Origin of the sequence: Rhodopirellula bahusiensis (assembly GCF_002727185.1) — a bacterium.
GTDB classification, from domain to species: Bacteria; Planctomycetota; Planctomycetia; order Pirellulales; family Pirellulaceae; genus Rhodopirellula; species Rhodopirellula bahusiensis.
Genome location: NZ_NIZW01000006.1, coordinates 337,087 through 348,861 on the forward strand (window position 1 = coordinate 337,087; position 11,775 = coordinate 348,861).

General features: G+C 54.8%; 9 protein-coding genes. 6 read left to right on the plus strand and 3 right to left on the minus strand.

Going from position 1 to position 11,775, the window contains the following annotated elements; all coding sequences use genetic code 11:
* Positions 1-160 precede the first annotated feature (160 nt).
* A complete protein-coding gene (locus tag CEE69_RS09200) occupies positions 161-583 on the minus strand; it encodes a TraR/DksA family transcriptional regulator (RefSeq protein WP_099260375.1) in 423 nt (140 codons plus the stop codon).
* Between the two features lie 528 nt (positions 584-1,111).
* On the opposite strand from CEE69_RS09200, the gene CEE69_RS09205 reads away from it, so the two are divergent.
* The gene (locus tag CEE69_RS09205; RefSeq protein ID WP_099260482.1) at positions 1,112-4,876 is read left to right on the plus strand and encodes an FHA domain-containing protein; all 3,765 of its coding nucleotides are present in this window, start codon (positions 1,112-1,114) and stop codon (positions 4,874-4,876) included.
* A 32-nt stretch (positions 4,877-4,908) separates the two neighbouring features.
* On the opposite strand, the gene CEE69_RS09210 is transcribed toward CEE69_RS09205, so the two are convergent.
* Positions 4,909-6,069 carry a zinc-binding dehydrogenase gene (locus tag CEE69_RS09210; protein WP_099260376.1) on the minus strand — a complete coding sequence of 387 codons (1,161 nt, stop codon included), beginning with the start codon at positions 6,067-6,069 and terminating at the stop codon, positions 4,909-4,911.
* Positions 6,042-6,596 (minus strand): helix-turn-helix domain-containing protein, encoded by a 555-nt coding sequence (locus CEE69_RS09215; protein WP_099260377.1) that lies wholly within the window; start codon positions 6,594-6,596, stop codon positions 6,042-6,044. The genes CEE69_RS09210 and CEE69_RS09215 overlap by 28 nt, the downstream gene beginning before the upstream one ends.
* A gap of 162 nt (positions 6,597-6,758) precedes the next feature.
* Here CEE69_RS09215 and CEE69_RS09220 point away from each other — a divergent pair, with 162 nt between their 5' ends.
* The 5 genes from CEE69_RS09220 to CEE69_RS09240 all read left to right on the plus strand — a co-directional run bounded on the left by CEE69_RS09220 (position 6,759) and on the right by CEE69_RS09240 (position 11,738).
* Entirely contained in the window at positions 6,759-8,102 is a 1,344-nt protein-coding gene (locus CEE69_RS09220; RefSeq protein ID WP_099260378.1) for a DUF5690 family protein, read from the plus strand.
* Between the two features lie 34 nt (positions 8,103-8,136).
* Positions 8,137-9,309, plus strand: a complete 1,173-nt coding sequence (locus CEE69_RS09225) for a TIGR03364 family FAD-dependent oxidoreductase (protein ID WP_099260379.1) — start codon at positions 8,137-8,139, stop codon at positions 9,307-9,309.
* Entirely contained in the window at positions 9,302-9,994 is a 693-nt protein-coding gene (locus tag CEE69_RS09230; RefSeq protein ID WP_099260380.1) for a phosphonatase-like hydrolase, read from the plus strand. The genes CEE69_RS09225 and CEE69_RS09230 overlap by 8 nt, the downstream gene beginning before the upstream one ends.
* Positions 9,995-10,057: 63 nt before the next feature.
* Complete coding sequence (locus tag CEE69_RS09235; RefSeq protein WP_099260381.1) at positions 10,058-10,840, plus strand: enoyl-CoA hydratase; 783 nt, start codon at positions 10,058-10,060, stop codon at positions 10,838-10,840.
* Positions 10,841-10,844: 4 nt separating this feature from the next.
* On the plus strand, positions 10,845-11,738 hold the full coding sequence (locus tag CEE69_RS09240; protein WP_099260382.1) for a phosphate acyltransferase: 894 nt from the start codon (positions 10,845-10,847) through the stop codon (positions 11,736-11,738).
* The last annotated feature ends 37 nt before the right edge of the window (positions 11,739-11,775 follow it).

Sequence of the window (11,775 nt, forward strand, 5' to 3'; positions counted from 1 at the left end):
CAAAGTCCAGCTGATCACACAATATTGATCAACCTGTTTGCCGCATCCTAACGAATCAACACGTACGTCTCACACCGGGCACCCAGTCCGACACCCGGTCAAAAAGAAGTTTCTCGAAATCTGCACACCCGAAACAATCAGGGCAGCAAACTTCGATCAATCAAACGGCTGGGTCGACTTTAGGAGCGTCGAAGATGCGATTCCATTCCGTTGGTGCAACCACGCCAGTCGACGTTTCTCGCTCGGCGGCGCGACGGCAATTGATGCAATCCACCGCGTAAGGAATCGCTTTCAAACGATTCAGCGGAATCGGCTTGCCACAATCTTCGCAATCACCAAATCGGCCTTCTTCGAATTTCGCGATCGCTTCTTCGATTGCAAGCAATTCGCGACTTTCGACTTCGACCAATTGGCTATTCAGCTCGTCTTGGACCGTGTCAGCCGCCGCATCGAGGGCATCGCCGGTTTTCTGATTGTGAAGCTCCTGCAGAAGGCTGAGATCGCCCTCCAAAGCCTTTCGAAGCGCGTCTCGGCGTCGAAGCAACGTGATCCGAAGCGTCTTCAGTGTTTCATCGCGAGACATAATTCACCTCTCTGGCTGGCAAAGTGACCGAAACCGACCCAACGACGGCACTGACTGTGACGCACGCCAAGCCATTCAAGTTCACTCAAATGGAGCGTTCCTAGCTGCACACCGAGTCAAACCTCGGTTTCGTTAGGGTAGATCGAGGAAAAGCTTTCCCTCCCACCAAAGGGAACTTTTAACCGTTTTCGGGGCGCCGTCGGTGAGAAATTTCCGGTTGAAAGGAAAATCGCTTTGACGACAACCCGCGAAGCCGCAAACCCCTCCGTGGAACCAAGAGCATTCAACCAGATGCTTTCCCCCCTGCAAAGTCGCCTCGAACCCGCAAAGTTTGCCAAAACGGAACAAATGCCTTCATGCCCCTGATCGGTTCAACCGAATAAATAGAACCAAGTGGTGACTCCGAACCGCTTGAACGGCAGAGAAACGAGTCAAAATCCAGTCGGATCCTCCCCACACAGGTCCGCCACGGTCGTTTTGGTCGCGTTTCACCGTTCTCAAGAAAGCATTCCAGTGAGAAGGAACTCCGTGGTGGCAACTGACTCCTCGAATACACCAACACACGCCGACTCCAACTCCGCAACCGCGTTCGCGGCTCCTTCACGAACGGAGTCACTGAATCGTTCCGTCGGCGAAGGATCCGCAACGAGTTGGTTGAATCAACCACGCAACACGCCAGCGGTCGAATCTCGATCCGCCGCCGAACATTCGTCGGATCAATCGACCGGCAAATCGCTTGGCGACCACGGCACGATGTGGAACCAAGAAGGTGCGATCGAGTTTCGAGTCCGGAGCGAAGCGCATCCCACTCGTCGACTGCGCCTCGCCGGTGCTCGATACACGCTCGGCAACGGCGTTGGATGCTCGATCCGTCTCGACGACCCGACTTTGCGTCCGCTGCACGCGGTTCTGATTCGCGACGCACATCGCATCCTGATTCGTGCGTATTCGATTCCGTTGTTGATCAACAACGTTCGCGTCACCGAAGGAACGTTGCAACAAGGCGACGTGCTTCGATTGGGCAACTACGAATTTGAATTGGTCCAAGCCAAGTTTGAGGAAACCAAGCAACAGAAGCCGACCACGCACCGATTCGCTGAATCAGTCCCACGACTTGCTTCCGGCAACTCGGCATCGATGTTCGATTCCAATGTCGAATTCCAGAAGGAAGCCGCGCGCTGGCACAAGCTCAAGGAAGAAGCCGAGAAACACGACCATTGGGTGCGTGAACGACAAGAAGAACTGAAAAAGCAAGCCGATCAGATCGAGGCTCAGTTCAAGGCACTGCGTGAACGCGAGGACGAGATCCGTTCGCAAGAAACCGCCGCGGTGGAACTGCACGCGGAATTCCAAGTTCGTCATCGTGACCTCACCGAACGTCAGGACCAACTTGCCGCTCAACAGAATCAACTGGAGCAGCAACGCGAGGACTGGAAGGTCCAACAAGAACGCCTGCAGGGCCGCGACGCTCACTACCGAACTCAGATCGAAGAGTTGTTGCTCGAAAAAGAAAGCCTGTTCGAACGGGAACGTGACAGCGAACGACAACTGAATGAGACTCGTCAACAATTGAAGGAGTCACAAAGTCAGGCCGACGCCGCCGCGGAAGCGGTGACACAGATGCGAACCAAGTTTGCTTCGCTCAACGAACAACTGTTGGCTCTCGGTGAACAGCAAGAGTCCCTGCAAACGATGGGATTGGAACGTGTTGAAGAACACGCTCGCCAATGCAAAGAATTGTCAGCAGCTCGCGATGAAGCCGTTGCCCAACGCGAAAGTGCCAACAAAGAACGCGACGACGTTCTCGATCAAAAGGCTAGCAGCGACGCCAAACTTTACGAGACTCGCGAACGATGCGATGACTTGTTGAAAACCGAGGAATCACTGCGGGAAGAAATCGAAAGCCTGCAGATCGAAATTTCCGACGCTCGCAAAGAAGCGGAAGCGTTGCGTCGTGACTGCCAGCACGCCCGCACCACGATCGGAGAACTGGAAGCACGAGTTCGCGAATCTGAAAATCGCCACGACACCGACCGGACTTCGTGGAGCGACGAAATGGACGCCCTGCGAAATGGCGTCGATGAGCTGACGCTCAGCCTCGCGCAGGCGGAACAGCAACTCGCACAACTCCGCGAAGACAATGACAAACTTCGCGAAACGTTGTCGCTGACCGAAGAACAACGCAACGAGTTCAAGGCCAAGTACAAAACCTCGGAAAAGCAACGCATTCGCGCCGAACGTGAAGTTTCCGAAACTCGTCAACTGTTCGACCGATCCAACCGGGACCACGACGACACGCTAGATCAAATCGAACGGCTCGAGGAAGAAACCCGCCACCTAATCAGCGGAAAGAACGACGCCGAATCAAACGCCCCGGCTTCCAATGTTCGCTTGGGCATCCTCTCGGCGAGCGATTCGTTGACCGCGGATGAGGATGGCACCGAAGAAACAATCGAACCTCTCGAGTCTGCCGACGCATCCTACGCAGAAGACAACACACCTGAATCCATCACTGATGGATTGGGACTCCATATCGCGAATGAACCAGTTCAAGACGTCACAGAGGCTGTGGCGACCGAAGAGCACGCCTCGAATGATCTGATTGATGAAGCCATGAGCGTGGTCCACGATTCTGAAACGGATCGCTTGCTAGACGAAGCCGAAGAAAAAGCAGCGAGTTGGAGCACGCCGATCGCGGAAGAAACGGTTGAGGAAACCGACGATGAAGATGCGTGGCCAACCTACGAAAGTGCCGAGGCAGCGGACCTTCCAAACCTCGATGCACACGTTTCCAACGCAGACGCCGCGGGTGCGGACGAGTTTAGCAATGAACCATCGAGCGTCGATGCCAACGATTCGCCTTCACCCGCTTGGCCCGACGAATCGGAATCGCTTTTGCTGCCAGCAGAACGGCTTGGCAACGATGCTGAGCTGCACAGCGACGCAGAGCAACTCAATGTTGCCGAGCCGTTGAACGATGTCATCAACAATGAAATCAATGAATCCGTCAATCTAGATAGCGGTGAAGCCAACGCTGATTGGGCCAGCGTCTCCGAAACCGATGAAGACGACTCCGCCGAGGACGTCGACGCTCAAATGTTCGCTGCCGAATTCACCGCGGCTGCCCAAGAGGAAGCCGAGCAAATTCGCGAAGCTCGACTTTCGCAAGAATGGAATTCGGAAGAGCTCTCACCCGAGACCGTTTCCGAGTCGAACGTAGAAGCAAGTGATGACATCCCCGTGGAAGCGTCGCTCAACGATGACAATCCATGGGCGACAGCTGATCTGGACCAGTCCTTTCCAAGCGACGAGCCATCGGCTGAACAACAAAATTCGTTTGACGACGCGGATTCGCAATCACCTCTCAGCCTCGCTGACCAACTGATTCGCGATCTCAGCAACGAGAAGACATCGGATGAAACCGAGCTGTCGCTACCAAACGAAGAGTTGTCGAACGAAACCGGAACCCAAATGTGGGACGGTCAAGCGGACTACGCTCCGGAAGCGGATCTGGATGCCGGATTGCAAGACACCACGTCCGAGGGCTACGACTCCAACGATTTGACCTCGACGCAGCCTCACTCATGGGATCAGCAGGACTCCGAGGAACCACTCGACGTTGCAGACGAATTTGAATCGTCACTTTCTAGCATCGAGGAAGAATCAGCTGAACTTGAATTGCCTAGCACCAATGAAGTCGCCGCCGAAACCGTTGTCGCTCCTGAGGCGGGAGAGCCGGACGACGATTCGATCGAAGCCTACATGAATCGTTTGTTGCAACGCGTTCAAAAACAGTCGGGTGACGAAGCGACACCGGCGGCTGAAAAACCTCAGAAGGCTGCTACCGAACCTGTCGAAATTCCGGTTCAGGCCGAAACGACGGACCACGATTTGGAACCAGAGGTCATCGAGCCGGTTGATCCAAACGCGCCTTTGATCCCTCGTTCGCAAGCTCCCGAACGAAACAGCAACCTGTCCGCGATGCGAGAACTGGCCAACGAATCCGCTCGCAGTGCAGTCGAACGAAGTGCCAAATCGCAATCACACAGTTCTCGTGTGCAAGCGATGGTCAAATTCGCACAAGCGGTTGTGGCTATCATCTGCGGTATCGCGGCCGTCACGTTTGTCGCCCAAGGGACGCTGAAGATCGTCGCCGCGGTTGCCGCCTTGTTGATCGCAGTCATTTGCGTCAAAGAAGGTCTGACGCTGCTGAATTCAACACGGGGCCGCTCACCCAAGCAACCTGCGGTTGACCCTGCTGAGGAAATTCACCTCGCAGAAGTCGTCGAGTGATCGCAAGCCGTGTGTCTCTTAGTCCACGTAGCTCAATCTGTTGAGCTGGGATACACAGCGACTCGAACGGGTCGCTCTTGCATGGCGTACTCGAACGCTTGATCCACTTCACTGAGCGGAAAGCTTCTACCGACCAGCGATTCAAATGGAAATCGATGGTGGTTGCGTTCTAAGAATCGCAACCCGTCATCGAGATCACGAGGCAAGTAGTTGTGCAGTCCACGAATGGTCAACATTCGGCGGACCGCTTGCTCGGGATACAACGGCACGGGGTCCGATGGAAACACGGACCCAACCAACATCACGCATCCACCCATGCGAACCGACTGCAGGCAAGCTTCGACGGCGGTCGTCATTCCCGCAAAGTCGATGGCGACGTCGACTCCACGACCGTCGGTCAATTCTCGAAGCTTCAAGTGTCGTTCTTCCGCGGTCTCAGTGACAATAGCGTCAGTCGCACCAAAGGATTGTGCCAGTTTCGCTCGGTCCGCATTTGGATCTGCAACCACAACTCGCGTCGCGCCTGCTTCGCTCAGCTGTGCCGCTGCGGTCAAACCAAGCATCCCAGCACCGACGACCAGCACGGTTGAACCTTTGATCTGATGCGTTTGATTGACCAGACGAAGCGCCGCCGAAACCGTCGCCGTCGCGCAATTGACCGGCGCAACCACTTCGTTGCTCAACGCGTCCGGAACCGGAAAGATCGGCGTTCCCGCGACCAGCACGCAATGTTCGCTCAAGCCACCGGTTGGATGACCATCGTTTGCTTCGTGTCCGTACTTGAATAGCGAATCACACTTCTGATTCAAGTCGTTGTCGCAGTAAAAACAGTGCTCACAACCGACCGACATCGCCCAGGTGATGCGCTGCCCGATCTGAAGCGGTGCGCCGTGGTAATCCATCGGCGTGAACTCGCCGCACCACCCCACCACTTCGCCCACGATTTCGTGTCCGAGCACGCCGCGGTTGTGCCCCGACCGTCTTCCCGAAACCGTGTGCAAATCGCTTCCACACAACGTGCAACAAAGAACGCGAACGAGGACCTGGCCTTCGAGCAATGGCTTGAGCTTGCTCTTTGATTCCACGAATCGCCGCTCGGTGGAATCAAACTCCATCGCGACGTTCGGAACGTCAGCAAACGATTCCGACTCAAAGTCGCTCTGAGTCACTGACGTCCCAGCCGAAATAGACATAACACTTCCGCTTCATTTGCAAATGGATTGGCCAAGCAATGCTCCACTTCGCTATCGAAATACAAGCTGTCGCCTTTCGATAGCGTGAACTCTTGCTCGCCGTAGTAGAACCGTACTCGCCCCTTCAGCACGGTCAAGAACTCTTCGCCTTCATGGGTGCGCGGCTCACGCTCTTCGCCGCTGGGCACCTTCAACAGAAACGGATCCATCGTACGGTGGGCTCGCTCACTCGCGAGTGAGTAATACTCGATGGACGAATCGGGATCCCGTTGAATAGCCTTTTTTTCGTCGTGCCGGACGCACACGATTTGTGGACGATCGTCCAACCCCTCCAACAAACTCGCCGTCGACACCCCCAAAGCAGTCGCCAAATCAGCGAGCGCAGGAAGCGACGGCGTGATCCGAAAGTTTTCCACCCTCGACAACCAACTTTTCGTTTGGCCGCTCTGTTGCGCCACTTCGTCCAGCGTCATCCCACGATCCAACCGCAGTTGCCGAAGACGTTGTGCTAGCTCCACCAGATTCATTCACCGACTCCGTGTCGCACGCAATATGAGGATCGGGTGAAAAATCCTCCGCTCGTGTTGACTGTAAAGAAACATTGTTGCACCATCGCGAACTCACGTCCAGGCATTGCGTCGCACCGCCGCAGCTTTCCTTCACACAATCTACATTCCACGCGTGACATCATGGCTATGACCACGGATGCTTCCCTTGATGGGCAAGCAACGATCGCGCGGGACAGCCTCATCACCCGTTGGTTGTCGGGTACGAATCCAACGGCCTTCTCGATCTACTGCATCGTTGCGGCTTTCGGAACCTACTTTTGCATGTATGCGTTTCGAAAGCCGTTCACTGCCGCCACCTATGATGGCATGATCGCATTTGGCGTTGGCTACAAAACAATTCTGATCACGTCACAAGTCGCCGGATACACCCTTTCAAAGTTTGTAGGCATCAAAGTTGTCTCCGAGATGCCAGCTCGCTATCGAGCGATCTCAATTGTCGCTTTGATCGCAATAGCAGAGTTCGCGCTGCTACTGTTTGCCGTCACGCCGGTCCCCTGGAATTTCGTTTGGCTGTTCGTCAATGGATTGCCGCTCGGAATGGTCTTCGGTTTGGTGCTCGGTTTCTTAGAAGGACGCGCCGTCACCGAAGCTCTGTCAGCAGGATTGTGTGCAAGCTTCATTCTGTCGTCTGGTTTCGTGAAATCCGTTGGTCGGACTCTGATCGAAAGTCACGGCGTCGATACGTTTTGGATGCCAGCCATGACAGGCCTCTTCTTCGTTGGTCCTCTGTTGTTGTTCGTCTGGATGCTATCGCAAATCCCCGCACCGTCGGCGACCGATGAACAATTGCGATCCAAACGATCACCGATGAACGGGGAACAACGCCTTGCCTATTGGCGTCGTCACGCGTTCGGATTGACCGGACTGCTTTCGATCTATGTCCTGCTCACCGTCATCCGCAGCTTGCGAGACGATTTCGCGATCGAAATCTGGAGTGAACTTGGCGTGGAAAACGAACCCACGGTGTTCGCCCGTTCGGAATTCTGGGTGATGATTGGCGTGGTTGTCATTTCGGGGCTCACCAGTTTGATTCGCAACAACCGCACCGCGTTTCTATCGGCCCTTGGATTGCTCGTGGCTGGGTTTGTGATCGTCGTCGCATCGGTGGTTGGCCAAACCTACGGACAACTTTCACCGATGGCGTTCATGGTGCTGCTGGGACTTGGGATGTATATCCCGTATGTTGCCTTCCATACCACCGTGTTTGAACGCATGATCGCCGCACTTCGAGAAACGGGCACGATCGGCTACTTGATGTACTTGGCCGATGCCCTTGGGTACCTCGGCTACGTCGGTGTGATGTTTTATCGCAACTCAGTCACTTCCGATCACAACTTTTTGTCGCTGATGAACCGAACCTCCGTGGTGGTCGCAGCGTTGGCAAGTGTCATCACGATCTTCCTTTGCATGCACTACACAACCAAGATTCCTCGCAGCGAACCAATCGCTGACGAGAACAACTGAAACGCGAAGCTCTTTGCCCACTCCAAACTCAACCATGACCGCTGACACTCACCACTCCGACTTGGTCGTCATCGGCGGCGGAGTTCTCGGAAGCTTCTATGCTTATCACGCGTTGCAACGTGGTTTGCGGGTGAAGCTGGTGGAACGCAACTCGCGACCAAGCGATGCAACGGTTCGTAACTTTGGGCAGGTCGTCCCATCAGGACTGGACCAAAACTGGCAAAAACACGGCCGCGAAAGCCTCCGGATTTACAAAGAGATCCAAGCGCAAACTGATATCTCGTTACAGCAAAACGGAAGCATCTACATCGCCTCGGACGATGAAGAATGTACGTTGATCGAGGAACTGCATCAGATCAATCGTGAGACCGAGTATCACTCAGAACTATTGACGGCAGAACAGTGCCGAGCAAGGTACCCCAATCTTCGCAGTGACTACTGCCGTGGTGGTCTCTTCTTCCCAGCAGAGGTTTCCGTCAATCCGAGACGGATGATCCATCATCTGCACGAACACTTGCGAACTCAATCGAACTTTGAGCCACGATTTGAGACTTTGATCCAACAAGTGAATCCGGTCCGGTCGGATCTGATCGAACTTGAAACTTCGCGAGGTGAAAAGTTTTCAGCCAACAAAGTCATCGTCTGCTGCGGTGCAGAATTTCAAACTCTGTTCCCGGAACATTTTCGTCAAAGCGAGATGAAGCTTTGCAAATTGCAAATGCTCCGACTCGCACCTCAAAAACAATCCGTTCTCCCTGGAAATATCCTGACTGGATTGTCGATTCGCCGCTACGAAAGCTTCTCCCAGTGCCCCTCTTGGGACGCAATCAAAGCCACCGAGTCCAAGGACACGTTCGCTCATCAATGGGGCCTGCACATCTTGTTCAAACAAGAGCTCGATGGCGGCATCATCCTGGGCGACTCACATGAGTACACCTCCGCCGACCATCCCAGCGGTCTCGATTTTGACGTTCGTTCGGATGTCAACTACGCCATCTTGATGGAAGCAAAGCGTATCATGGACCTTCCGTCCTGGGATGTCGAAGCTTCTTGGTATGGCATTTACAGTCAAACGTCTCAACCTTCTGGCATTCACCTTGAAACGATCTTCCCGAACGTGCATATCACCACGGGGATTGGCGGCAAAGGAATGACCAGTAGCGCAGGCTTCACACAACACCATCTCACCGAGATTTACAATGATTGAACTTGTCGTCTTTGACATGGCAGGAACAACCGTCGACGAAGACAACGTCGTCTACAAAACTGTCCGTCAATCTATCAATGCTGCCGGATATAGTTTCACCCAAGAACAAGTCCAGGCTGCGGGCGCCGGAAAAGAAAAGTCCCAAGCCATTCGTGACGTCTTGGCGTTAGACGGCGGCGATCACTCAGAGGCTGAAGTCCAAGCGATCTTTGCTGACTTCAAAAGCCGGTTGGTCGAAGCATACGATTCGCTCGACGTCACCGAACAACCGGCCGCGTCCAAAACCTTTGCCGAGCTTCACGCTCGCGGGATCAAGGTCGTCCTCAACACAGGATACGACCGTCAAACCGCCGAGAAACTGGTTCACAAAATCGGCTGGACGATCGGTGAAGACGTCGACGCCTTGGTCACCGCGAGCGACGTCGAAGCGGGACGTCCCGCACCCGACATGATCTACTTGGCGATGGCTTTGACCGAAATCGCCAATGCATCGTGCGTTGTCAAAGTTGGCGACTCCAGGATCGATATTGAAGAGGGCCAGAACGCCAAGTGTGGGATCACGCTGGGTATCACCACCGGTGCCCAGCCTGAAATCGATCTGCTCCAATCCAAGCCAACCGCGGTGATTCATCACCTCAGTGAGTTGCTCGCTTTGGTCGATCAAACCAGCCAAGCAACCGTTTGAAGCTTCTCCATCCAGGCCGCCTCAAAACAGATTTCATCCAATAGCGAATTCAAAGGCGTCGAAATGGAACCGACCACGGAAAGCGAACTACTCGTCAAAATTGACGAGGGCATTGCAACTGCGACCTTGAATCGAGCCGCCAAACGCAATGCACTGTCATTGGAGTTGCTCGCATCACTCGAGAGTGAACTGAATTCAATAGCGGACAATCCTGACGTTCGGGTCGTGGTCCTCCAGGCGGCTGGCCCGGTGTTTTCATCGGGGCACGATCTGAAACAGATGATCGATCGATCGGCCGATGAGTATTCGGCGCTGTTCACGCAGTGCGCCGCGACGATGCAGCGTCTTCGCACCATCCCGCAACCAGTGATCGCACAGGTCCAAGGACTCGCGACCGCGGCCGGGTGCCAACTGGTCGCCTCTTGCGACTTGGCAATCGCCAGCGAGAATGCCTGGTTCGCAACGCCCGGTGTGAAGATCGGATTGTTCTGCACCACCCCCATGGTGCCGCTCGTTCGATCGCTACCACCCAAAATCGCGATGGAGATGCTACTGACTGGCGATCCACTCTCGGCCCAGCGAGCCTATGATCTTGGATTCATCAACCGAGTGGTATCGATTGAAGAATTGGAGGCGGCAACTCTCGAAATGGCACGGAAGATTGCCTCCGCCAGCCGCGAGACCATCGCGATTGGGAAGCAAGCGTTCTATCAGCAGGCCTCCCTGTCTGAATCCGAAGCCTACGGCCAAGCGGTGGAAGTGATGACCCAAAATTCGCTTCACGGCGACGCTCAGGAAGGGATTCAAGCTTTCCTGGAGAAGCGGACTCCGGTTTGGAACCAGTGACCCAATGAGCTTGCTTTCATTCGACCAGTTGTTTGCTCGTGCGGACGAGGCTCGGCCGTGCCTCCCGGTCGCGGTCGCTGGCGGAGACGACCCGACGGTCATCCAAGCACTCGCTGAAACCACACGTCGAGGCTGGACCCGCCCAATTCTCTGCGGTCCCGCTTCGCGCATCGAACAAGTGATTGCATCCGAAGAGATTTCTGCTGCAGCGTTCGAAATCATCGATTCGGAGCATCCGGCGATCTCCGCGGTCGAGCTCGTTCGAAACGGAACTGCCCGCCTGCTGATGAAGGGTCAAATCGCCACGCCGGACCTCATGCGTGCCGTTCTCAAGTCCGAATCGGGACTGCGAACCGGACGTACGATTTGCCAAATTGTGATGATGGAGATTCCAAAAGACGACCGTCGCTTCTTGCTCGCTGACACCGGTATCACGATTCAGCCAAACATCGAACAAGCCATCGAAATCGTCGAAGCAACCGCGTCGCTTGCGAAATCATTGGGCAGCGAACACCCACGGATCGCAATCATGGCTGCCAGCGAAAAGGTTAGTGATGCGATGCCCGAAACAGAATTGGCGGAATCAATCAATGAATGCCTCACCAACGTTTGTGACTTCCAAGTCCAAGGCCCACTCTCATTCGACTTGGCATACTCAAGCGAAGCTGGTCAAAAGAAACGATTGAATGGCAATGCCATTGGTGCAGCCGACGCGATGGTGTTCCCGAATTTGCTTTCCGCAAATTTGACTGTCAAAGCAATCATGTACACCGCAGACTGCCGGTTCGGCGGCCTACTCACTGGCGCCGCGTGTCCGATCGTGTTCATGTCTCGGGCCGACGACACGATCACCCGCATCCGCTCACTCGCCCTCGCGATAAGCCAGACCAAAGGCTGAAACGAACTTCGGAATTTGAACGCAACGACTACTGAAC